This window comes from Nesterenkonia halophila (genome assembly GCF_009467795.1).
GTDB classification, from domain to species: domain Bacteria; phylum Actinomycetota; class Actinomycetes; order Actinomycetales; family Micrococcaceae; genus Nesterenkonia; species Nesterenkonia halobia.
Genome location: NZ_WIAX01000012.1, coordinates 192,926 through 214,369, shown reverse-complemented (window position 1 = coordinate 214,369; position 21,444 = coordinate 192,926). Strand labels below are relative to the sequence as shown.

20 protein-coding genes are annotated in these 21,444 nt (G+C 73.1%); 17 read left to right on the top strand and 3 right to left on the bottom strand.

What is annotated here, in order from left to right; all coding sequences use genetic code 11:
- The first annotated feature begins 51 nt into the window (after positions 1–51).
- From murA to GCL72_RS06515, 4 genes are all read left to right on the top strand, one after another.
- On the top strand, positions 52–1,374 hold the full coding sequence (murA, locus tag GCL72_RS06530; protein WP_153143893.1) for a UDP-N-acetylglucosamine 1-carboxyvinyltransferase: 1,323 nt from the start codon (positions 52–54) through the stop codon (positions 1,372–1,374).
- 17 nt (positions 1,375–1,391) lie between these two features.
- A complete protein-coding gene (locus GCL72_RS06525; RefSeq protein WP_153143892.1) occupies positions 1,392–2,309 on the top strand; it encodes a lysophospholipid acyltransferase family protein in 918 nt (305 codons plus the stop codon).
- Complete coding sequence (locus GCL72_RS06520; RefSeq protein ID WP_153143891.1) at positions 2,306–3,370, top strand: NAD(P)H-dependent glycerol-3-phosphate dehydrogenase; 1,065 nt, start codon at positions 2,306–2,308, stop codon at positions 3,368–3,370. Before GCL72_RS06525 ends, GCL72_RS06520 begins: the two co-directional genes overlap by 4 nt.
- A gap of 98 nt (positions 3,371–3,468) precedes the next feature.
- On the top strand, positions 3,469–4,587 hold the full coding sequence (locus GCL72_RS06515) for a D-alanine--D-alanine ligase family protein (RefSeq protein ID WP_153143977.1): 1,119 nt from the start codon (positions 3,469–3,471) through the stop codon (positions 4,585–4,587).
- A gap of 79 nt (positions 4,588–4,666) precedes the next feature.
- Here the strand turns inward: GCL72_RS06515 and GCL72_RS06510 are convergent, their stop codons facing one another.
- Positions 4,667–5,287 (bottom strand): DUF3515 family protein, encoded by a 621-nt coding sequence (locus GCL72_RS06510; RefSeq protein ID WP_153143890.1) that lies wholly within the window; start codon positions 5,285–5,287, stop codon positions 4,667–4,669.
- A gap of 215 nt (positions 5,288–5,502) precedes the next feature.
- On the opposite strand from GCL72_RS06510, the gene GCL72_RS06505 reads away from it, so the two are divergent.
- The 5 genes from GCL72_RS06505 (at position 5,503) to GCL72_RS06485 (ending at position 11,175) form a co-directional block, all read left to right on the top strand.
- Positions 5,503–6,573, top strand: coding sequence for an LCP family protein (locus GCL72_RS06505; RefSeq protein ID WP_153143889.1), 1,071 nt, complete (start codon positions 5,503–5,505; stop codon positions 6,571–6,573).
- Between the two features lie 76 nt (positions 6,574–6,649).
- Complete coding sequence (locus GCL72_RS06500; protein ID WP_153143888.1) at positions 6,650–7,651, top strand: DAK2 domain-containing protein; 1,002 nt, start codon at positions 6,650–6,652, stop codon at positions 7,649–7,651.
- Positions 7,635–9,929 carry an ATP-dependent DNA helicase RecG gene (locus tag GCL72_RS06495; RefSeq protein WP_246161051.1) on the top strand — a complete coding sequence of 765 codons (2,295 nt, stop codon included), beginning with the start codon at positions 7,635–7,637 and terminating at the stop codon, positions 9,927–9,929. The genes GCL72_RS06500 and GCL72_RS06495 overlap by 17 nt, the downstream gene beginning before the upstream one ends.
- A gap of 93 nt (positions 9,930–10,022) precedes the next feature.
- Entirely contained in the window at positions 10,023–10,580 is a 558-nt protein-coding gene (gene rsmD, locus GCL72_RS06490; RefSeq protein ID WP_153143887.1) for a 16S rRNA (guanine(966)-N(2))-methyltransferase RsmD, read from the top strand.
- Between the two features lie 85 nt (positions 10,581–10,665).
- A complete protein-coding gene (locus tag GCL72_RS06485; protein WP_153143886.1) occupies positions 10,666–11,175 on the top strand; it encodes a hypothetical protein in 510 nt (169 codons plus the stop codon).
- Here GCL72_RS06485 and GCL72_RS06480 read toward each other — a convergent pair.
- Together GCL72_RS06480 and GCL72_RS06475 are read right to left on the bottom strand one after the other, a co-directional pair.
- On the bottom strand, positions 11,172–11,999 hold the full coding sequence (locus GCL72_RS06480; protein ID WP_153143885.1) for a spermidine synthase: 828 nt from the start codon (positions 11,997–11,999) through the stop codon (positions 11,172–11,174). The genes GCL72_RS06485 and GCL72_RS06480 overlap by 4 nt on opposite strands.
- Complete coding sequence (locus GCL72_RS06475) at positions 11,999–13,372, bottom strand: aminotransferase class I/II-fold pyridoxal phosphate-dependent enzyme (protein ID WP_153143884.1); 1,374 nt, start codon at positions 13,370–13,372, stop codon at positions 11,999–12,001. The genes GCL72_RS06480 and GCL72_RS06475 overlap by 1 nt, the downstream gene beginning before the upstream one ends.
- A gap of 119 nt (positions 13,373–13,491) precedes the next feature.
- On the opposite strand from GCL72_RS06475, the gene coaD reads away from it, so the two are divergent.
- The 8 genes from coaD (at position 13,492) to GCL72_RS06435 (ending at position 21,423) form a co-directional block, all read left to right on the top strand.
- Positions 13,492–13,983 (top strand): pantetheine-phosphate adenylyltransferase, encoded by a 492-nt coding sequence (gene coaD / locus GCL72_RS06470; protein ID WP_153143883.1) that lies wholly within the window; start codon positions 13,492–13,494, stop codon positions 13,981–13,983.
- Between the two features lie 108 nt (positions 13,984–14,091).
- Positions 14,092–14,994 (top strand): UTP--glucose-1-phosphate uridylyltransferase GalU, encoded by a 903-nt coding sequence (galU, locus tag GCL72_RS06465; protein ID WP_153143882.1) that lies wholly within the window; start codon positions 14,092–14,094, stop codon positions 14,992–14,994.
- Positions 14,995–15,151: 157 nt separating this feature from the next.
- Positions 15,152–15,727, top strand: a complete 576-nt coding sequence (locus tag GCL72_RS06460) for a YceD family protein (protein WP_246161050.1) — start codon at positions 15,152–15,154, stop codon at positions 15,725–15,727.
- A 70-nt stretch (positions 15,728–15,797) separates the two neighbouring features.
- A complete protein-coding gene (gene rpmF, locus GCL72_RS06455; RefSeq protein WP_010524281.1) occupies positions 15,798–16,001 on the top strand; it encodes a 50S ribosomal protein L32 in 204 nt (67 codons plus the stop codon).
- 96 nt (positions 16,002–16,097) lie between these two features.
- On the top strand, positions 16,098–16,781 hold the full coding sequence (gene rnc / locus GCL72_RS06450) for a ribonuclease III (RefSeq protein WP_246161067.1): 684 nt from the start codon (positions 16,098–16,100) through the stop codon (positions 16,779–16,781).
- Positions 16,782–16,792: 11 nt separating this feature from the next.
- On the top strand, positions 16,793–17,752 hold the full coding sequence (gene mutM / locus GCL72_RS06445; protein ID WP_153143880.1) for a bifunctional DNA-formamidopyrimidine glycosylase/DNA-(apurinic or apyrimidinic site) lyase: 960 nt from the start codon (positions 16,793–16,795) through the stop codon (positions 17,750–17,752).
- A gap of 234 nt (positions 17,753–17,986) precedes the next feature.
- Positions 17,987–19,183 (top strand): LCP family protein, encoded by a 1,197-nt coding sequence (locus GCL72_RS06440; RefSeq protein WP_153143879.1) that lies wholly within the window; start codon positions 17,987–17,989, stop codon positions 19,181–19,183.
- Positions 19,180–21,423, top strand: a complete 2,244-nt coding sequence (locus GCL72_RS06435; protein WP_153143878.1) for a glycosyltransferase — start codon at positions 19,180–19,182, stop codon at positions 21,421–21,423. The genes GCL72_RS06440 and GCL72_RS06435 overlap by 4 nt, the downstream gene beginning before the upstream one ends.
- Positions 21,424–21,444: the final 21 nt, after the last annotated feature.

Sequence of the window (21,444 nt, the reverse complement as noted above, 5' to 3'; positions counted from 1 at the left end):
ACAGTGGCAGGGCTGTAAACCTGCGCACCACGAAGGGACCGTCGAGTCACCATGACCAAACTGCTCACCATCCAGGGTGGAAAGCCCCTCCAGGGCAGCGTCCGGGTCCGCGGGGCGAAGAACCTCGTCCCCAAGGCGATGGTCGCCTCGCTGCTGGGCAGCTCGCCGTCGCAGCTGCGCAACGTCCCGGAGATCAAGGACGTCGAGATCGTCACCAACCTGCTGACGATCCACGGGGTTAAGGTCGAGGCCGACGTCGACACCGGCGACCTGACGCTCGATCCGAGCCAGATGCGCACCGCCGAGCATTCGGAGATCGACGCCCACGCCGGCGACTCGCGCATCCCGATCCTGTTCTGCGGTCCGCTCATGCACCGCAACGGCGAGGCCTTCATCCCCGACCTCGGCGGCTGCCGGATCGGGGACCGGCCGATCGACTACCACCTGGAGGTGCTGCGCACCTTCGGCGCCGTGGTGGACAAGCAGGCCACCGGCATCCACATCACCGCCCCGAAGGGGCTCAAAGGCGCGAAGCTCGAGCTGCCCTACCCGTCGGTGGGCACCACGGAGCAGGTGCTGCTGACCGCCGTGCTGGCCGACGGCATCACCGAGCTGAAGAACGCCGCGGTCGAGCCCGAGATCCACGATCTGATCGCCATCCTGCAGCAGATGGGCGCGATCATCACCGTCAACACCGACCGCACGATCCGCATCGAGGGCGTCGAGCGGCTCGGCGGCTATAAGCACCGGGCGATCCCGGACCGCATCGAGTCGGCCTCCTGGGCCTCTGCGGCGCTGGTCACCCGCGGCGACATCTATGTCCAGGGGGCGGCTCAGCGGGATCTCTCGGCGTTCCTGAACACCTACCGCAAGATCGGCGGCGAGTTCGAGGTCGACGACGGCGGCATCCGCTTCTGGCACGCCGGCGGCCAGCTGGAGCCGCTGGTGCTGGAGACCGACGTGCACCCCGGCTTCATGACCGACTGGCAGCAGCCGATGGTCGTCGCGCTGACCCAGGCCCACGGAGTCTCCATCGTCCACGAGACCGTCTACGAGAACCGCTTCGGCTTCACCGAGCCGCTGCGCCGCATGGGGGCCTCGATCCAGCTGCACCGGGAGTGCCTGGGGTCGAACCCCTGCCGCTTCGGCCAGCGGAACTTCCTGCACTCGGCGGTGATCTCCGGCCCTGCGGAGCTGCAGGGCGCCGACATCGACGTGCCGGACCTCCGTGGCGGCTTCTCCCACCTGATCGCCGCGCTGGCGGCCTCGGGGACCTCCCGGGTGACCGGCATCGAGATCATCGACCGCGGCTACGAGCATTTCATGGACAAGCTCCACGCCCTGGGCGCGGACGTCGAGCTCACCGAGCGCTGAGTCGGTAGGCTGGCGACGTGACCGCAGCTGACGACACCTCCTCCGCCGGGCCCGCCGCGACGTGCGCCCGGCCCATCCCGCCGGGCTTCCGCGCCGCGGCCGCCGTCGTGCGTCCGGCGCTGAACCTGCTGATGGGCAAGCGTTGGGAGCACATGGACCGCCTGCCCGAGGGCGGGTTCATCGTGGTGGCCAACCATGTCACCGAAGTGGACCCGCTGGCGGTGGCCCATGCGGTCTACTCCGGCGGCAGCACGCCGCATTTCCTGGCCAAGGACTCGCTGTTCCGGCTGCCCGTCGTCGGCGCGGCGCTGCGCGGGCTGAAGCAGATCCCGGTGATCCGTGACCGGCGCGAGGCGCAGAAGTCCCTGGAGGTCGCCCGCGAGGTGATCGACGAGGGCGGGGCGATCATCATCTACCCGGAGGGGACGCTGACCCGCGATCCGGAGCTTTGGCCGATGCGGGCGCGGACCGGCGCGGCCCGGCTGGCGCTGACCACCGGCGCGCCGGTGGTGCCGATCGCCCACTGGGGCGTGCAGGACTTCCTGGCCCCCTACGGCAAGGTGCCGCACGTGCTGCCGCGCGCCCGGTACCGGCTCTCCGTGGGGCACCCGGTCGAGCTGCAGGACCTGCGTGACGGACGGGTGACCCGCCGAAGCCTGGCCGAGGCCACGATGCGCATCGAACAGGCGCTCAGCGACGGCGTAGCCGAGCTGCGCGGCGAGCCCGCCCCGGAGCTCATCTGGGACCGGGCGCTGCGCTGCCGCGTCCCGCGCGACCAGCACCTGCGGCAGCCCGGGGGAGGGGCCGCCTCCGCGGGCCCCGGACCGGACGCGGCGCAGGAGCAGCACGAGGTGCGAGAGCAGGACGGAGCCCGATCCGACCTCGGGACGCCCACGGAGAACGACACCCGGCAGAGCGGAGAGCAGAACTCATGACGGCACCCGTCGACGCCGCCCGGACCTCCTCCGGCGCCGGCGCGCACCGGATCGCAGTGCTCGGGGCCGGCAGCTGGGGGAGCACCTTCGCCAAGGTCCTCGCCGACGCCGCCGCCGGCCGCGGCGAAGAGCCCGAGATCGTGCTCTGGGCCCGTCGCCCCGAGGTCGCGGCCGAGATCGCCGAGCAGCACACGAACACCACGTACCTCGGCGAGATCGGGCTGCCGGAGGCGATCACCGCCACCGCCGACGTCGGCGAGGCCGTCGCCGGCGCCGACGTCGTCGTGCTGGCGCTGCCGGCCCAGTCGCTGCGCACGCAGCTGGAGGAGGTCCGCGGCCGGCTGGGCGCCGAGACCGTCGTGGTCTCGCTGATCAAGGGCCTGGAGCGCGGCACCGACCTGCGCATGTCGGAGGTCATCGCCGAGCAGCTGGCGCTGCCGGCCGAGCGGATCGCGGTGATCTCCGGGCCGAATCTGGCCATGGAGATCGCCCGCGAGGAGCCGACGGCCTCGGTGGTGGCCTGCGCCGACCACGCCGTCGCCGAGCGCATCGCCGGGCTGAGCAACACCGGCTACTTCCGGCCGTACACGAACTCCGACGTCGTCGGCGTGGAGCTGGCCGGCATCGTGAAGAACGTCATCGCCCTGGCGGTCGGCATCTGCGACGGGCAGGGGCTGGGGGACAACTCCAAGGCCTCGGTCATCACCCGCGGCCTCGCCGAGACCACGCGGCTCGCCCACGCCCTCGGCGGGACGCTGGAGACGTTCTCCGGGCTCGCCGGCCTCGGTGATCTGGTGGCCACCTGCGCCTCGCCGCTCTCGCGCAATCGCACCGCCGGGCGGCTGCTCGGCGACGGGCTGACCGCCGACGAGGTGGTCGCCGAGCTCACCCAGACCGCCGAGGGCATGAAGTCCGGATCCGCCGTGGTGGATCTGGCCCGCCGCCACGGGGTGGAGATGCCCATCTCCGAGGCGGTCGTCGCCGTGCTCGACGGCACGCTGAGCGTCGACCGCATCGCCCCGCTGCTGCTGGCACGCGACCTCAAAGCCGAAGGAAAGTGACCGACGTGTCCGACGCTCCGTCCCACCACTCCCTCCCCGACCCGGCCGCCGCCTCCGGCGCCGTCGGCGCTGTCGGCCCCGAGGTCCGGCGCCCGCGCGTGCTGGTGCTCTACGGCGGCCAGTCCTCCGAGCATGCCGTGAGCTGCGTGACTGCCGCCGGCGTGCTCGACGCCGTCGACGGCGAGCAGTTCGACGTCGTGCCGGTGGGGGTGACCGCCGCCGGCCAGTGGACCCGTCCGGTGATCGACCCGCGGACCCACGCGTTCGTGCCGGGCGAGGACCTGCCGCGGGTCGTGCCGACCGACGCCACCGTGCAGCTGCATTCCGGTCCGTCGGGTTCCGCCGAGCGCGGCGCCGAGCTGCTCGAGATCGGCGCCGACGGCTCCGCCGAGTCCCTCGGGACGGTGGACGTGGTCCTGCCGCTGCTGCACGGTCCCTTCGGCGAGGACGGCATGCTGCAGGGGCTGCTGGAGACGGTCGGGGTGCCCTACGTCGGCGCCGGGGTGCTGGCCTCGGCGGTGGGCATGGACAAGCACTTCATGAAGGTGGCCTTCACCGCGGCCGGCCTGCGGGTCGGCCCCTACGAGACCGTCACCGCCCGGCAGTGGGCCGCCGACCCCGACGCGGCCCGGGAACGCCTCCGCGGGCTGCGTCTGCCGGTCTTCGTCAAGCCGGCCCGGGCCGGCTCCTCGATGGGCATCACCCGGGTCGAGGACTGGGAGCAGCTGGATCCGGCGATCGCCGGCGCGCAGAAGCACGACCCGAAGGTCATCGTCGAGGAGGGCATCGACGGGCGGGAGATCGAGTGCGGAGTGCTCGACGGCCGCGACGGCGCCGCTCCGCGGGCGTCGCTGCCGGGGGAGATCGTCGTCCACGACGGCGGCGAGTCCCACCAGTTCTACGACTTCACCGCCAAGTACACCGACGCCGCGGCCGCGGACCTGAGCTGCCCGGCCGACCTGCCCGAGGAGGTCTCCGCCGAAGTGCGCCGCCAGGCGGTCGTCGCCTTCGAGGCCGTGGACGGCGAGGGCCTGTCCCGGGTGGACTTCTTCTGCGCCGAGGACGGCTCGGTGACCGTCAACGAGATCAACACGATGCCCGGATTCACGCCGATCAGCATGTACCCGCAGATGTGGCGGGCCACCGGGCTGGACTACCGCGAGCTGATCACCGAGCTGATCACCCTGGCCCGGCAGCGGCCCGTCGGGCTGCGCTGACAGTCGGACTGAGCTGAAACCCGGGCTGCGCTGAGGGCCGGGGATGTCCGTCGGCGGACGGGGCCGCCGACGGAGGTGGTCAGTCGGCGGCGCCGCCCGAGCCTTCGACGTCCTCGAGCGACTGCTCCACCGACGGGCAGCGGTCGTCGGCCTCGATGCGCTTCGTCGGACGGGCCATCGCCAGCATCACCGAGGAGGAGGAGATCTCCTCGGTGTCGATGAGCACCTCCACGGCGGGTTCGCGCCCATAGCTGATCAGCCGCCAGGTGGCGCCGTCCTCCTCGACGGCCAGCCAGTCGACGCCGTCGGCGCTGACGCAGTGCTCGCTGCTCGGCCCCGGCGGCTCCACGCCGCACCGGACCACCGCCTGACTCGGGTCGCCGAAGGCGGCGGTGGCCTGGGCGTTGGTCTCCCGCTGATCGGCCTCGCCGATGCTGTCCGGCAGGGCGATCATGACCGGGGCGCAGTCCGGGTCGGCGGCATGCGGCGCGGCCTCGACGTCGGCGATGCTCCCGCAGGCGGTCAGCGCCAGGCCCGCCGCGCCGAGCGCGGCGAGGGCGGTCAGTCGTCCGCGGACCCGGCCCGCGGCGCGGCCGCTCCGGACCCCGCGGGATCCTCCGGGAGCATCGAGGTGACTCCGCCGGGCGGACGGGCGGGACGCGGAGCGCGGGGTCGACGGCTCGGAGGGCGCGGAGAGCATGCGGCCAGGATATCGGACGTTCCCTGCTCCGCGTCGGGACGAGGAGACGGGCCGGTTTCCGCCGAGACTGCGCGCGTGTCCTATCCTGGGTGCAGTCTGTCGACCCGTCGACGCCGCTGATCAGCATCGCCCGGACGATCGCGTCCGCAAGCTCCGGCGTCGCACCGTGCGACCCCGCGGACCCTCCCCGGGGCCGCCGTCTCCGAGGAGGATCCATGTCCGAGGCCCCTGTGACCCCTGCCGCGCCGCGCGGCAGGCGCCGCCGTCGGATCACCGCGGTGGTGCTGGTCAGCCTGCTGGTGCTGGTGGTGGGCGGTCTCGCGACGACCTGGTACTACCTGGACTCGCTGAGCAGCAGCTATGAGGAGAACGTCCAGACCTTCGAGCAGCAGGCGCAGGAGGAGGGCGGGGACGCCGGGACCGGCGGATCCTTCCCCGAGGAGTCGGACCGGCCGGAGAAGGAGGCCGACGACGAGTCGATCACCATCCTGCTGCTCGGCTCCGACGACCGCGCCGGCACCGACCTCGCGCAGAGCACCGGACAGTTCCCGGGCAGCCGCTCGGACACGATGATGCTGGTCCATGTGCCCTCGGACCGCAGCGGCGTGCAGGTGATGTCGATCCCGCGCGACCTGTGGGTCGACGTGCCCGGCGACCACGGCGAGGCCAAGATCAACGCCCCGATGGCGCTCGGCGGCGTCTCGCTGACCGTCCAGACCATCGAGGGTCTCTTCGACGTGCGCGTCGACCATGTCGCCTCAGTGGACATGCAGGGCTTCATCGGCCTGGTCGAGTCCCTCGGCGGCGTCGACGTCGAGTCCACGCATCCCGAGACGTTCACCACCACGGGCGGACATACCTTCCACCCCGGCACCCAGCACATGGACGCCGAGGAGGCGCTGGCCTTCGTCCGCGAGCGCAAGACCTTCTCCGACGGGGACCTGCAGCGGGCGCGCAATCAGCAGTCGTTCATCCAGGCGGTGGTCGACGAATCGCTGCAGGCCGGCAACCTCGCCAACCCCGGCCGCGTGCGCGACATGGTCGAGACCTTCACCCCGTACCTCACCGTCGACGAGTCCCTCGACGCCTCGACGGTCGCCTCGCTCGGCTGGGAGATCCGCGGCGCGGCCGACGACATCACGATGTTCACCCTGCCGACCGGACCCGACGATCGCTCCGCCGACGGGCAGTGGATCTGGCGGCAGGACGAGCAGGCGATGACGGAGATCTCCGAGGCGCTGGCCGACGACACGCTCGAGGAGTACGTCGAGGAGAACGACCTCTGAGCACCGCCGATCACGCACGCCGCGCACCTGACCGGAAGGGGGAGCTGTGAAGGGGAAGGTCCGAGGACCCGCCGCCATGCATCGCTGGCTCCTCCTCTCCGAGGAGTCGCTGGAGGCCGCGCGCGAACGGCTGGACGGGCTCAACGTGTTCCCGATCCCGGACTCCGACACCGGCACGAACATGCTGGCGACGATGCGCGCCTGCCGTCGGGCCGTCGAGGAGGAGGCCGCCGAGCAGCAGGACCGGGAGGACCTGGGCGCGCTGCTCGCCGCCGCTGGCGCCCGGGCGATGTCCGAGGCGCACGGCAACTCCGGCACGCTGCTGGCCGTGCTGATCTCCGGCTTCGCCGAGCCGCTGCACACCGTCCCGCGGCTCAGCGCGGCCGGTCTGGCCGATGCGCTGGAGCGCGGCGGGCTGCGGGCCTGGTCCGCGCTCTCCGAACCGGTGTCCGGCACGATGCTGTCCGTGGTGGACGCGCTGGCCGCACGGGCCCGCCGGCTCGCGGCCGAGGCCGAGGAGCCGGACAGCCGCGCCGCCGTGCAGGGCGCCGCCGACGCGCTCGTCGACGTCGCCCGCACGGCGGTGGAGTCCACCGTCGAGCAGCTCGAGGCGCTGCGCCGCGAGCGGGTCGTCGACGCCGGCGCGGCCGGACTGCTGCTGGTGGTCGAGGCGCTGCGCGCCGCCGTCACCGGCACCGCCGTGCGGGACGAGATCATCGACGGTCTGCTCGGCATGGACGGCCGGCGGCCGAGGACGGACGGGCCGGCGACGGCCGCGGAGCCGACCGCGACCTCGGCCGCCGGCGTGGAGATCATGTGCACCTCCCGGCTGGACCCGCTGGGGGCGGCCTCGCTGCGCCACCGGCTGGACGAGCTCGGCGAAGCGGTCATCATCACGCCCATCGACGTCGAGCCCGACGCCTCGGGCACGCACCGGTGGCGCATCCACGTGCACACCGCCGACGCCCGCGAGGTCGAGGAGGCGCTGCGCGCCGCCGGCTCCGTGGAGACGCTGGACGTGACCGCATTGAGCACCGGGACCGAGGGGGTGAGCACCGAAGATGGAGGCGAGCACTGACTCCTCGACCGCCGCCGGCGCGACCGGACCGTCCGGGCCGTCCGAGCAGTCCGAGCAGTCCGGCCCGCATGCGCCGCTGGAGACGCTGCTGGGCGCCGCCGCGGCCGAGACGCTGCGCCGCGAGCTGGGGCTGAGCACCGCCGGCGAACTGCTCGAGCACCATCCGCGCCGCTGGGTGGAGTACGGGCGGCTCTCCTCGCTGACGGAGCTGCGCGAGGACGAGCACGCCAGCTTCATCGCGCGCGTCGTCAGCGTCTCCAAGCGCTCCATGCAGCGCCGCCGCGGAGTCCTGGTGGAGGTCGTCGTCGAGGACGACGAGGGCGGCCGGCTGCAGATGGCCTTCTTCCAGGGCTTCCGCGCCTTCCGCGAGCTGCGGCGCGGGGCCAAGGCGATGTTCCACGGCAAGGTCGGCAGCTACGGCGGCCGGCTGACGCTGAACAACCCCGAGTACTCCGTGCTCGAGCTCGCCGACGGCGGCGCGCCCGAGGAGGACGACGACGGCGCGGCGGCGCTGATCCTCGCCGCCGGACGCGCGCCGCTGCCGATCTACCCGGCCACGGCGCGGATCTCCAGCTGGGAGATCCTGCGCTGCGTGCGGCTGGTGCTCGACCTCGCCGCCGTCGACGCGTGGCCCGATCCGGTGCCCGCCGAGGTCGCCGCCGCCGAAGGGCTGTGCGACCTGGTCACGGCGCTGCGGCTCATCCATCGGCCGGAGACCATGGAGGACCCCGAGCGCGGGCTGGCCAGGCTGCGCTTCCAGGAGGCGTTCTTCCTGCATGCGCTGCTCGCCCGGCGTCGGGCGCGGGTGGGCACCGGCGTCGGCATCCCGCGTCCGCGGCCTGCCGACGGGCTGCTCGCCGCCTTCGACGCACAGCTGCCCTTCGCCCTGACGGAGGGCCAGCGCAGCTGCGGCGAGCTCCTCGCCGGCGACCTCGCCGGGAAGCAGCCGATGAACCGGCTGCTGCAGGGCGAGGTCGGATCCGGCAAGACGCTGGTCGCGCTGCGGGCGATGCTGCAGGTCGTCGACGCCGGCGGCCAGGCCGCGCTCATCGCGCCGACCGAGGTGCTGGCCGCCCAGCACGAACGCTCCCTGCGGGCGATGCTGGGCCCGCTGGCCGGCTCCGACCTGCTCTCGGCCTGGCAGCGCCCGGCGGCCGGGACCGAGGCGCAGGTGACGCTGCTGACCGGCTCGATGAGCACCGCGCGGCGGAAGCAGGCCCTGCTGGACATCGCCTCCGGCGCCGCCGGGATCGTCGTCGGCACCCATGCGCTGCTCTCCGAGACGGTGAGCTTCGCCGACCTGGGGCTGGTGGTGGTCGACGAGCAGCACCGCTTCGGCGTCGAGCAGCGCGACGCGCTGAGGACCCGGGAGGCGGCCACGCCGCACATGCTGGTGATGTCTGCGACGCCGATCCCGCGGTCGGTGGCGATGACCACCTTCGGCGACCTCGAGCTCACCGTGCTGGAGGGCCTGCCCGCCGGGCGACGTCCGGTGGAGACGCATGTGGCGAGGATGCGGCGCGGCCCCCGGGTGATCGGCCGGGTGTGGGAGCGCCTCGCCGAGGAGGTCGCGGCCGGGCATCAGGCGTATGTGGTGTGTCCGAAGATCACCGAGTCCGACCAGCGCGAGGATCCGGAGTCCGGTGTGGAGATCGAGCAGGACGCCTCGGTGGAGCTGCTGGAGCAGACGCTCGCCGAGCATCCGCTGATCGGCCCGCTGCGCCGCGCCGTGCTGCACGGGCGGATGAGCGGCGAGGAGAAGGAGGAGGCGATGACCGCCTTCGAACGCGGCGAGGTCGACGTGCTGCTCTCCACCACCGTCATCGAAGTCGGCGTGGACGTGCCCAACGCCACTGTGATGACGATCCTCGACGCCGACGCCTTCGGCATCTCCACGCTGCATCAGCTGCGCGGCCGCGTCGGCCGCGGCGCGGCCCCGGGGCTCTGTCTGCTGGTCACCCGGCTGCCCGACGACCACCCTTCGGGGCGGCGGCTCGACGAGGTCGCCGAGCACTCCGACGGGATGACCCTGGCCCGGCTGGACCTGCAGCGTCGCCGCGAGGGCGACGTCCTCGGCGCCTCGCAGGCCGGGCGCCGCTCGACGCTGAAGCTGCTGCGCATCGTCCGCGACGAGGAGCTCATCACCTCCGCCGCCGAGCAGCTGCGCCGGATCACCGCCGCCGATCCGGACTGGCGGGCCCATCCGGGGCTGCGCGCCTCCGTCGACGCCTGGATGGCCGCCCACGACGGCGCCGACGCGTATATCGAGCGCGGCTGAGGCCCGAGCGCCCCCGCCCCCCCCGCGAGCCGGCCGCCGCTCCCGCCGCCTCCCCCCCCCCGCATCCGCCCCGACCCGAGACAGGAGCTCTCCATGGCACGCATCATCGCCGGCACGCACAAGGGCCGCCGTCTGACGTCGGTGCCCACCGACGCGACGCGTCCCACCAGCGACCGGGTCAAGGAGTCGCTCTTCAGCCGCCTCGAGGGCTACGACGCGCTGGTCGACGCCGTCGTGGTGGACCTCTTCGCCGGCTCCGGAGCGCTGGGGCTGGAGGCGCGCAGCCGCGGCGCGCGCGCCGTCGAGCTGGTCGACGTCGCCGAGCCGGCGGCGGCGACGCTGCGGCGCAACGCCGCGATCGCCGACGGCGGGGTCACCGTCCACCGCACGGCGGCGCTGCGTCATCTGCAGCAGCGCGGACTGCGCGAGGCCGAGCCCATCGAGCTGCTCTTCCTCGACCCGCCCTACGACTGGACCGACGCGCAGCTGGCCGAGATCCTCGCCGCAGCGCTGCCGCAGCTGCATCCGGCGGCGACGATCGTCGTCGAGCGGGACGAGCGCGGCGGCGAGCCGGCCTGGCCGGAGGGGCTGGAGCGCTTCGCCGACCGGGCCTACGGCTCGACGCACATCTGGTTCCTCGAGCCGGAGTGAGCCGTCGCGGGACGGTGGTCGTCCCGTCTCAAGGTCCTGTCGTCAGGGGGTGGAACCCAGTCGGTACGGGCATTAGGCTGACCCCATGAACGGGGGAGACACACCGACGGTCCTGTCCATCGCGCGGGCCCCGCGGGGCGTCGCCCTGCCGCTGGCGGGGCTGCTCCTCGGCGCCGGCGCCTTCTCGCTGGGGACCACCCTGCTCGTCGGCGCGGGCGTGGTGTTCGGCGCCGCGACCGCCGCGCTGATGCTGGTCCTGGCCGGGATGATGCTGCGCCTCCGGACGACGATCACCGCCGATGCAGCCGGCCTGCACGCCCGCTGCCTGGGCGTCTTCCGGATGACCGCCGCCTGGTCGCAGATCCGCCGCGCTGAGGAGGGGCCGGCGACCGGACTCGTCGAGGGCCTCGGATGCCGGTTCCTCCCCGGCGGGACGACCGGACTGCTCGTCGGCGGCCCCACCGTCCATGTGGTCACCGACCGGCGCCGCTGGCTGCTCAGCGCCGCGGACCCCTCCGTCGTGTGCCGGGCCGTCGAGCGGCGTGCGGCGGCGCGGGGCGCCGGATCGGCTGCCGTGCCGCGCTCGCGCTGCTAGCCGGCCCAGTCGCGCAGCGCGGCTCCGGTCAGCGTCTCGCCGGGATGCGGCCCGGAGGCCCAGACGGCATTGACGGTGGCCTCGGCGAACGGCGCCTGCGGGGAGACGGCCAGCACCAGATTGCCCTCGGCCTCGCCGGCGACGACGTCGGCCGGGGCGGTCAGCAGCAGCCGGTCCCACAGCCCGTCGGCGGCCGCGCCGAGCGGGCCCAGCGCCTCAGCGACGCGGCGGACCTGTTCGGCGGCGAAGTCCATCGGCGGCTCGTCGCCCAGATTCATCAGCAGCAGCCCGCCCTCGGCCGTCGCGCCCAGCGTGGTGCGGTGGAAGGCCGTCGAGGTCAGCGCCTCCGGGGCCTCGGAGGAGTTGAAGAGGTCCACCAGCACCAGGTCGAAGCGCTCGCCGGCCAGCGCGCCGTCGTCGGCGAACACTGTCGCGGCATCGGCGACGACGCTGCGCGGCGCCGGCTCCATCGGCAGGTGGGTGAGCACGAAGTCGACCAGCTCGGGCTCGACGTCGACCACCGTCTGCTCCAGGCCCGGGGCGTGATGCCCCAGCCAGCGCGGCAGCGTCAGCGCGCCGGCCCCGAGGTGCAGGACCTGTCCGCGGGCGTCGGCGCGCACCAGGTCGCGCGCGGCGGTGCGCAGCACGGCGGATTTTCGGACGGTGTAGTCGTGCAGCAGGAAGCCCGGGTCCGCGACCTCGACGTGGGACTGCTCGGCCCCGTCGATGCTCAGCACCACGCCGGCGTCGGTGAGCTCGTCGCAGCGCAGCTCGGTGACCGTTCCGGAGGCGCTCAGCCGCATGCTCGCCGGCAGCCGGGCCATCAGGACCGCTCCAGCGCGGCGGGCAGCCGCTCGGCCAGGCGGCGCATGCCCTCGATGATCGTCTCGTGGCGTTTGCAGAAGGCGAAGCGCACCAGCTTCTGCAGCTCGTCCTCGGCGGAGGCGGCGTGCCGGATGGTCAGCGTCGAGACCGGGATCGCCGCGACGCCGACCTCCTCGGCGAGCAGCCGGCAGAAGGCCTCGCCGGAGAGATCGGTGAGCGGTGAGATGTCGGCGACGACGAAGTAGCCCGCCTCGGTGTGGTGGGCGCGCAGGCCGGCCGAGGTCAGCCCGCGGTGCAGCAGATCGCGGCCTGCGGTCAGCTCGGCGACGTTCTCGGCGAAGAAGCCGCGGTCGTCCGCCAGCCCTTCGGCGACGGCGTGCTGGTAGGCCGGGCCGGAGGAGAAGCTCAGGAACTGCTTGACCCCGCGGACCTGGTTGACCAGCGTCGCCGAGCCGGTGATCCAGCCGACCTTCCAGCCCGTCACCGAGAAGGACTTGCCCGCCGAGCCCACGGCGACGGCGACCTGCTCGGCGCCGGGGATCGAGAGGACCGTGCGGTGCGGATGCGCGGCGTCGTCGAAGACCAGCCGCTCGTAGACCTCGTCGCACATGATGCGCAGGTCGTGGCGGACGGCCAGATCGACGATCCGCCGCATCTCCTCGGCGCTGAAGACGGTGCCGGTCGGATTGTGCGGAGTGTTGAGCAGGATCATCGTCGTCCGCTCGGTGACTGCGGCCTCCAGCGCGTCGACGTCGGGCCGGAAGTCCGGGCCGCGCAGCGGCACGCCCACCAGCTCGGCGCCGGCCAGCGCCGCGCAGGCGCCGTAGGAGTCATAGTGCGGCTCGAAGGTCAGCACCTCGCCGCCGGGGCGGGCGAAGGCCAGGATCGCGGCGGTGATCGCCTCAGTGGCCCCGGTGGTGATCAGCACCTGCTGCTCCGGATCCAGGGCGACGCCGGCGCGGCGATCGACGTCGGCGGCGACGGCCTGCCGCAGGGCCGGCAGTCCCGGACCCGGCGCGTACTGGTTGGGCGGGCCGACCTGCGGATCGGCGACGGCGCGGGCGGCCAGGTCGAGCAGCCAGTCCGGCCCCTCCCGGTCCGGGAAGCCCTGTCCGAGGTTGACCGCCTCATGGCGCATCGCCGCGGCCGTGGTGCGCTCGTAGATCGTCGGGGTCACGGTGCCGGTCGCGCCGTCATAGGTGTTCGCGCCGACGGCGGCCCGAGCCCAGAGCGGGCGGTGATCCAGCGGGCGGCGGGCGGCGCGCTCGGCGGGCGTCTCGGCGGGGGAGAGGTCGGGCGCGCCGTCGACTCCGCCCTCGGTCGGGCGGTCGGCGGAACGGGGTGCGACGGGATCATCGGCGTGCGACAGCATGCTCCCCATCGTAGACACGGCGGCCCCGGCGGCGCAGAGGGCGGGGCGGACGCGGTCGTCCGGGCCGGCGACGTCCGGCGGCGTGGCCGTCGTCGGCCGCGTCGACTAGTGTCCTGTCCATGCAGTCTGCAGTGTGTCCCGGATCCTTCGACCCCATGCACAACGGCCACGCGGAGATCGTGGCCCGAGCGGCGAATCTCTTCGACGAGGTGATCGTCGCCGTCTCGCCGAACATGCACAAGTCCCCGATGTTCGGGGTCGAGGAGCGCATGGAGATGGCCCGCGAGACCTTCTCCGCGGTCCGCGGCGTCGTCGTCGAGCCGCTGGGCGAGGGTCTGCTCGCCGAGTTCTGCCGGCAGCACGGGGCCAACGCCGTGGTCAAGGGCATCCGCGATGCGAAGGACCTCGCCTACGAGACGCCGATGGCGACGATGAATCGTCATCTGACCGGTCTGGAGACCATCTACCTGGCCGCCGACGGCCGTTACACGCACCTCTCCTCGACGCTGATCAAGGAGGTCCACGCCCTCGGCGGCGACGTCGCCGAGTTCGTCCCGTGGGCCGTCGAGCGGCGGCTGGCCGAGCGGCGTGGAGCCGACGGCGGTTCCTGACTCCGTGCTAGATTCGCAGGCACCGGATCCCGTCCTGCGGCCCGTCTGCGTCCCCGCCCCGGGAGCTGCGGGTCGGAGCAGCCCAACCGAGAGAGGTCGATGCGTCCCATGAGCCAGATCCGCAAGGCCGTCATCCCCGCCGCCGGACTGGGGACTCGCTTCCTCCCGGCGACCAAGGCGATGCCGAAGGAGATGCTTCCGGTCGTCGACGAGCCGGCCATCCAGTACGTCGTCGACGAGGCCTCCCAGGCCGGGCTCGACGACATCCTGATGGTCACCGGCCGGAGCAAGCGCGCCCTGGAGAACCACTTCGACCGGGTGCCGGACCTCGAGGCCGTCCTGGAGGCCAAGGGAGATCAGAAGAAGCTGGACCTGGTGCGCCGGGCGACCGGCCTGGGCGATCTGCACTACATCCGCCAGGGCGAGGCCAAGGGCCTCGGCCACGCGGTGCTCTGCGCCAAACGCCACGTCGGCAACGAGCCCTTCGCCGTGCTGCTCGGCGACGACCTCATCGACGCCCGCGACGAGCTGCTGACCACCATGCTGGAGACCCAGGAGCGTCTGGGCGGGTCGGTCATCGCGGTCATGGTGGTCCCCCGCGAGGACATCAGCGCCTACGGCGTGGTCACTCCCGCCGAGTCCGGCGGCGACGCGGCCGGCGACGGCGTCGTGCCGGTCTCCGGGCTGGTGGAGAAGCCGGCGGCCGACGAGGCCCCGTCGAATCTCGCGGTCATCGGCCGCTACGTGCTGCACCCGGCGATCTTCGAGCAGCTCGAGCAGACGCCGCCCGGTCGCGGCGACGAGATCCAGCTGACCGATGCGCTGCAGGAGATGGCCGCCAAGCCGGCAGAGCAGGGCGGCGGCGTGCACGCGGTGGTCTTCCGCGGGCGCCGCTACGACACCGGAGACAAGCTCAGCTACATCAAGGCGGTGGTGACCCTCGCCGTCGATCGCGAGGATCTGGGCACTGACCTGCGCAGCTGGCTGAAGGACTTCGCCGCCGACCTCTGAGCGCTGCGCGGACCACGCTCGGCTGCGTCCGGGCGCGTCCGGAGGCGTCGTGACGCGCCGGAACGCGGGGATTCGCTCCGGTGTGCGACCATGGTCTAGCATGGAACGTCGGTCATGACGTATGCCCGGATCGCCGTCCACCCAGGGAGAGTGCCCCGTGAGCGCAGAGCAGGACGCCGGACTGTCCGTCGATGTCCGCGAGCTCGGGGGCAAGCCCGGCACGCAGGAGCATCTGGACAGGACGGTGGCGACCCCCGCCGACTTCTCGGCGGTCCTCGTCGGCTTCCGCGAAGGCGGAGCGCTGCACCTGGACCTGCGCCTGGAGTCGGTGCACGAGGGCGTGCTGTTGACCGGCACCGCCTCGGCGGAGGTCACCGGTCAGTGCAGCCGGTGCCTCGACGCGATCGGCTACTCCGCGACGGTGGACCTCATGCAGCTGTTCACCCACCCGGGACGGGAGGTCGACGGCGAGGCCGAGGACGAGGATGAGCGTCTCATCGGCGAGGACCTCACCATCGACCTGGAACCGGTGCTGCGGGACCTGATGGTCTCGACGCTGCCGTTCCAGCCGGTCTGTCGCGAGGACTGCCCCGGCCTGTGCTCCCAGTGCGGCTTCCGCATGGAGGACGATCCGGAGCATGCTCACGAGCAGATCGACCCCCGCTGGGCCGCCCTGGCGGACCTCGCCGACGGGCTGAACGACCCGGAGGACGCCTCCGGGGAGCGCAGCTGAAGACTCCAGAGCCGGGGACGCGGCGCGTCCCTGCTGACCTGTCCGACAACGACGAAAGAAGAGAGACACCGTGGCTGTTCCGAAGCGGAAGAAGTCCCGTTCCAACACCCGTAGCCGCCGTTCGCAGTGGAAGGCCCAGGCGCCCTCGCTGGTGAAGTCGGTGGAGAACGGTCGTGTCGTCTACAGCCAGCCGCACCAGGCCAAGCTGGTCACCGACTCGGCCGGCTCCCCGCTGTTCTACGAGTACAAGGGGCGCAAGGTCGCCGACGCGTGATCTCCTGACCTGTTGGGAGCGCGTGACGTGACATCATCGGCATCCGCCGGCGCGACGACGCCGGGGGACCATGAGGCATTGGTGGAGAGTCTCGGGGTGCACATCGACCCCGAGACTCTTCGTCTTGCCCTGACGCATCGGTCGTACTCCTATGAGAACGACGGCATCCCCACCAACGAGCGCCTGGAGTTCCTGGGCGACTCCGTGCTCGGCTACGCGGTGACCGACCACCTGTTCCGCAGCTATCCCGAGCTCTCCGAGGGAGACCTGGCCAAGCTGCGCTCGGCGCTGGTCAGCACCCGGGCGCTGGCGCGCGTCGCCCGCGACCACGGCGTCGGTCCGCACATCAGCCTGGGCACCGGCGAGCTGCGCACCGGCGGACAGGACAAGGACTCGATCCTCGCCGACACGATGGAGGCGCTGATCGGCGCGGCTTATCTCTCGACCTCCTTCGAGACGGGCCGCCGGCTGGTGCTGCGTCTGGTGCTTCCGCTGCTGGACGACGACCAGGCGATGAGCGCGGGCAAGGACTGGAAGACGACCATCCAGGAGATCGCCGCCGACCGGGAGCTCGGCGACATCCGCTACGTGATGGAGGACTCCGGGCCCGACCACGACAAGACGTTCACCGCCACGCTGACCATCGGCGGCGTCGCCTACTCCTCCGGCACAGGCAAGTCCAAGAAGGAGGCCGAGCGCGAGGCCGCCCGACTCACCGCGGCGACGCTGACCGCCGGCGAGGCCGACCGCGGCGCCTTCGACGCCGTGCTCGGCCGCTGACGCGGGGCCTGATGCCCGAGCTCCCCGAGGTCGAAGTCGTCCGCCGCGGCGTCGAACGCTGGGCCGTCGGTCGCCGCGCCGCCCGGCCCGTCGTCCACGACGTGCGCAGTCTGCGCCGGCACGACGACGGCGTCGAGGACTTCGCCGCCCGAGTCGCCGGCCGGACGCTCGACGCCGCGCGCCGCCGCGGCAAATACCTCTGGATCCCGCTGTCCGCGGCCGGGTCCCCGACGACGAGGCCGGACGGATCCGCGCGCGACGAGGCGCTGGTGATCCACCTGGGCATGAGCGGCCAGGTGCTGGTCCAGCCCGACGACGCCCCGGCGGAGAAGCATCTGAAGGTCGTCGTGGACCTGGGGGACGTGCCGGGGGACGCCGCGGCCGGCGACGGCGAGCCGGCGACCGGATCCGGCCGGCAGCTGCGCTTCGTCGACCAGCGCATCTTCGGCGGTCTGCAGATCCGCCCGCTCGTGCCCGCCGACCACCCGTCCGGCACAGTGCCGGCGAGCATCGCCCACATCGGCCCAGATCCGCTGGAGCCGGCCGGCGCCGCCGTCGAACCGTTCTTCCGCGCGCTGCGTCGCCGGCGCAGCGGGCTGAAACGGGCCCTGCTGGACCAGACGCTGCGCTCGGGCATCGGCAACATCTACGCCGACGAGGCGCTCTGGCGGGCCCGGCTGCACTTCGCCCGACGCACCGAGACCGTCACCCGCGCCGAGGCGGCGCGGGTGCTGGGCGCGGTCCGCGAGGTCATGGAGGCCGCGCTGGAGGCCGGAGGCACCAGCTTCGACGCGCTCTATGTCAACGTCAACGGGGAATCCGGCTACTTCTCCCGCGGGCTCGACGCCTACGGCCGCACGGGAGAACCCTGCCGCCGCTGCGCGACGCCGCTGCGCCGCACGCCCTTCATGGGGCGGTCCTCGCACTGGTGTCCGCGCTGCCAGCCCCGGCCGCGCTCCGGACGATGGTGACGCCGACCATGGCCTCGCTCACGTCGACTCCGCGCCTCGACGCTCCTGCATCGCAGAGCCGACCGCCTCGTCTAGCATGGGACGGGTCGCCCGTGCCCGCCGCGGACGGTCGCGCGGGTCCGGGAGGCGGCACCCGTCGTGCCGTCCGCTCCGGAGGGGACGGATCCGCGCGCCGCGCCCAGACTGCGACCACTCCGACGACCCAGGCGGCCGTCGCATCCGAGGGGAGGACCCATGGCCGACCGAGAGCATGACGGCGCCCGCCGTGGTCACCGGCCGCAGCGCGTGCGCTCCGTCTCTCCGGGGGCCCCCGCCCCGTCCGACCGAGGGGAGAAGCCTCGCCGCGGCCGGCGGATCCTGGCCTGGTCGCTGGCCGCAGTGGCCACGCTGGTGGTCGTCGCCGTCGCGGTCGTCGGCATCTACCTGCACGACCTGCGGAGCAGCTTCGAGGAGAACCGCAACGTCCTGGAGATGAACCTGGACGACGACTCCGCCGCGCGCACCGACGACGACGTCATCAACCTGCTGCTGCTCGGCTCCGACACCCGCGGCGAGGGGCAGGATCTCGCCGAGGTCAAGGGCGAGGACGGGCAGCGCTCGGACACGATGATGTTCGTCCACATCCCGGCCGACCGCTCGACGGTCTACGTCATGTCGATCATCCGGGATCTGTGGGTCGACATCCCCGGCGAGGGCCCCAACCGCATCAACACCGCCATCAACTCCGGCGGCTACCCGCTGGTGGTCGACACGGTCGAGGAGCTGCTCGACACGCATATCGACCATGCCGCGATCATCGACTTCGAGGGCTTCAAGGATCTCACCGTGGCGCTGGACGGGGTCTACGTGGACAACCCACAGGCGTTCTCCTCGGGCCAGCACAACCCGGACTTCTACCCCGAGGGCACCATCCGGCTGGAGGGATCGAACGCGCTGCGCTACGTCCGCGAACGGAAGACCTTCTCCGACGGCGACTTCACCCGTGTGGAGAACCAGCGGCGCGTGGTCAAGGCGATCATCGACCGTTTCCTCAGCGCCGACACGCTGACCAACCCCGGCCGCGTCTCGGACATCGTCGAGAGCATGGTCCCCTACCTGTGGCTCGACGAAGGGCTGGACGCCGAGACGGTGGCCGGCTACGCGGTCCAGCTGCGCAGCCTGCGCTCCGACGACATCGAGATGTTCACCATCCCCGCCGGCGAGCCGATGACGACCTCCGGCGGCGCGCAGGTGATCACCCGCGACGAGGCGGCGATGGAGGCGCTCCGCCGGTCGCTGGACGAGGCGTCCATGGACGACTTCGTGGACGATCTCGCCGAGGACGGGACGAATCCCTTCGAGGCTCCCGAGACCGATCCTGAGGCCGACCCTGAGACCGTTCCCGAGACTTCTCCCGCGACGGAGGACGACGTCGAGGAGACTCCCCGGTGAGCCCGGTCGAGGACCGTCGCCGGGGAGACGGCCGACGCGCGCTGCTGCTCACCCATTCCTACTGGCCGGAGCACACGCCCCCGCAGCGGCGCTGGCAGCGCCTGGTCGCCGGACTGCGGGCCGAGGGCTGGAGCGTCGACGTCGTCACCCCGGCCGCCGATGCCCGCAGCACGCCGGCCGCCGAGCGCGGCTCCGGCGCCGCCGGCGTGCGCAGCGGGAGCGGCCCGGCCGGTGAGCAGGTGCACCGGGTGCTGCGCCCGCTGCTCCGGGACAGCCGCGCCGGGCGGTTCGCCGCCGACGCGGTCGCCGCGGGGCTGATGGTCCCGCGGGCGCTGCTCGTCGAGCGTCCCGACGTCGTCGTCGCCACTGTGCCGGCGCTGCCGGTGATCTGCTCGGGCTGGCTGGCCGCGCGCCTGCGCCGTGCGCCGCTGGTGGTCGACATGCGCGACGCCTGGCCCGAGCTGGCCCGCGAGGCCGGCGTGCGGGCCGGACCGGCCGGCCGGATGATGGAGACGGTCGTCGCCGCAGTCCAGCGCCGCGCCGAGCTCGTGGTGACGGTGACCCGCGGATTCGCCCGCCGGCTGGCCGCCCGCGGCGTGGAGCGGGTGACCACGATCAGCAACGGCGTCGCGCTCGACGAGGTCCCGCAGCTGGAGCATCGGGAGCGCACCGCCGGGGAGCTGCGGGTCGCCTATCTCGGCAACCACGGCGAGAGCCAGGCGTTGGATGCGGTCATCGACGCGGCGGCCGCGCTGCATGCCGCCGGCGAGGTCGCCGTGCGGCTGCGCATGGTCGGCTCCGGCACGCAGAAGCCGCGCCTGGTCGCCCGTGCGGCGGACTGTGCGGCGATCGAGTTCCACGATCCCGTCCACGGCGAGGAGCTCTGGCAGCACCACCGGTGGGCCGACACCGTGCTGATCAGCCTGCGCACCGACTGGGAGTCCTTCGCCTGGACGGTGCCGTCCAAGACCTTCGAGCTGATGGGCACCGGCAAGCACATCACCGCCGCCGTCGTCGGCGAGGCCGCCGAGATCCTCGCCGCGGCCGAGAACGTCACCCTCGTCGACCAGGGCCCCGACGGGCTGGCCGAGGCGCTGGTGGCCCTGGCCCGGGACCCGGAGTCCACTCCGATCAGCGACTCCGGGCGCCGCTGGGTGCGTGAGCATGCGGATCTGCCGCGGCTGGCCCAGGACTACGCCGGGTTGCTGGCCGACGTCGTCGACCGCCGCGGCCCGGCCGGCTCCGCGCGCGCCGCACACCAGGGGCGTGCCGGGCGGCGCGACGGGGAGCAGGCCCTCGATCCGCGCGCGACCGCCGAGCCCGGCCCGGTGCGCGCCGATCGCGTCTGGGTCTGCGTGTGCACCTACCGGCGGAACGAGCTGCTCGCCGAGCTGCTGACCTCGCTGCGCGCCGCGGCTCCCCAGGAGCTCGGCGAGGACGTGCTGCCTCCGCTCGTCGTCGTCGACAACGACCCCGCGGCGGGAGCGGCCGAGACCGTCGCCGAGCTGGCGCCGGAGGCGATCGCCGTCCACCAGCCCCGCCCGGGGCTCGCCGTCGCGCGCAACGCCGCGCTGGACGCGGTGCCCGACGACGCCGACGCGGTGGTCTTCGTCGACGACGACGAGCGCGTGGCGCCCGGGTGGCTGGACGCGCTGATCAGCACGGCCCGCAGCTCGGGGGCGGCCACCGTCTCCGGGCCGGTGGAATCGATCTTTCCGCCTGAGGCCTCCGCGCAGGCCGTCGAGGACGGCGCGATCCGACGCACGGACTTCGCCACCGGGCCGTGGACTCTGCGGCCGGCGACGAACAACGTGCTGGTGCGGGCCGAGTGGTTCACCCGCTCGCCGGCGTTCCGCTTCGACGAGGCCTTCAACGCCACCGGCGGCGAGGACTCCGAGCTCTTCGGCCGGCTCCAGGCCGCCGGAGCGACGTCGTGGTGGTGCGCCGCGGCGCGCGTCTCCGAGGAGGTGCCGCTCGAGCGCACCACGCGACAGTGGCTGCGCCGGCGCGGGCTGCGCTCCGGCCATGTGCGGGCGCTGAAGGCGCGCAAGGCCCGGCGGAGCAGCGCGAGCATCGCCGCCGAGGGAGCCGCGCGCCTCGGCGCCGGCGTGCTGCGACGCGGGGCAGTCCGAGTGCGCGGACGACGGGCGAGCTATCAGGACCGACTCTGGACGCGCGAGGGACTGGGCATGCTGCAATGGCTCGCCGGCCGCGCCCGCGGCGAGTACGCCCGGGACTGAGCCGGGACCGTCCCCGGGCTG

Excerpts from the sequence above, each read along its gene's own strand:
- murA (WP_153143893.1), top strand. The coding sequence starts at position 52 with ATGACCAAACTGCTCACCATCCAGGGTGGAAAGCCCCTCCAGGGCAGC.
- GCL72_RS06520 (WP_153143891.1), top strand. The coding sequence starts at position 2,306 with ATGACGGCACCCGTCGACGCCGCCCGGACCTCCTCCGGCGCCGGCGCG.
- GCL72_RS06510 (WP_153143890.1), bottom strand. The coding sequence starts at position 5,287 with ATGCTCTCCGCGCCCTCCGAGCCGTCGACCCCGCGCTCCGCGTCCCGC.
- GCL72_RS06505 (WP_153143889.1), top strand. The coding sequence starts at position 5,503 with ATGTCCGAGGCCCCTGTGACCCCTGCCGCGCCGCGCGGCAGGCGCCGC.
- GCL72_RS06500 (WP_153143888.1), top strand. The coding sequence starts at position 6,650 with ATGCATCGCTGGCTCCTCCTCTCCGAGGAGTCGCTGGAGGCCGCGCGC.
- GCL72_RS06495 (WP_246161051.1), top strand. The coding sequence starts at position 7,635 with ATGGAGGCGAGCACTGACTCCTCGACCGCCGCCGGCGCGACCGGACCG.
- rsmD (WP_153143887.1), top strand. The coding sequence starts at position 10,023 with ATGGCACGCATCATCGCCGGCACGCACAAGGGCCGCCGTCTGACGTCG.
- GCL72_RS06485 (WP_153143886.1), top strand. The coding sequence starts at position 10,666 with ATGAACGGGGGAGACACACCGACGGTCCTGTCCATCGCGCGGGCCCCG.
- GCL72_RS06480 (WP_153143885.1), bottom strand. The coding sequence starts at position 11,999 with ATGGCCCGGCTGCCGGCGAGCATGCGGCTGAGCGCCTCCGGAACGGTC.
- GCL72_RS06475 (WP_153143884.1), bottom strand. The coding sequence starts at position 13,372 with ATGCTGTCGCACGCCGATGATCCCGTCGCACCCCGTTCCGCCGACCGC.
- coaD (WP_153143883.1), top strand. The coding sequence starts at position 13,492 with ATGCAGTCTGCAGTGTGTCCCGGATCCTTCGACCCCATGCACAACGGC.
- galU (WP_153143882.1), top strand. The coding sequence starts at position 14,092 with ATGAGCCAGATCCGCAAGGCCGTCATCCCCGCCGCCGGACTGGGGACT.
- mutM (WP_153143880.1), top strand. The coding sequence starts at position 16,793 with ATGCCCGAGCTCCCCGAGGTCGAAGTCGTCCGCCGCGGCGTCGAACGC.
- GCL72_RS06440 (WP_153143879.1), top strand. The coding sequence starts at position 17,987 with ATGGCCGACCGAGAGCATGACGGCGCCCGCCGTGGTCACCGGCCGCAG.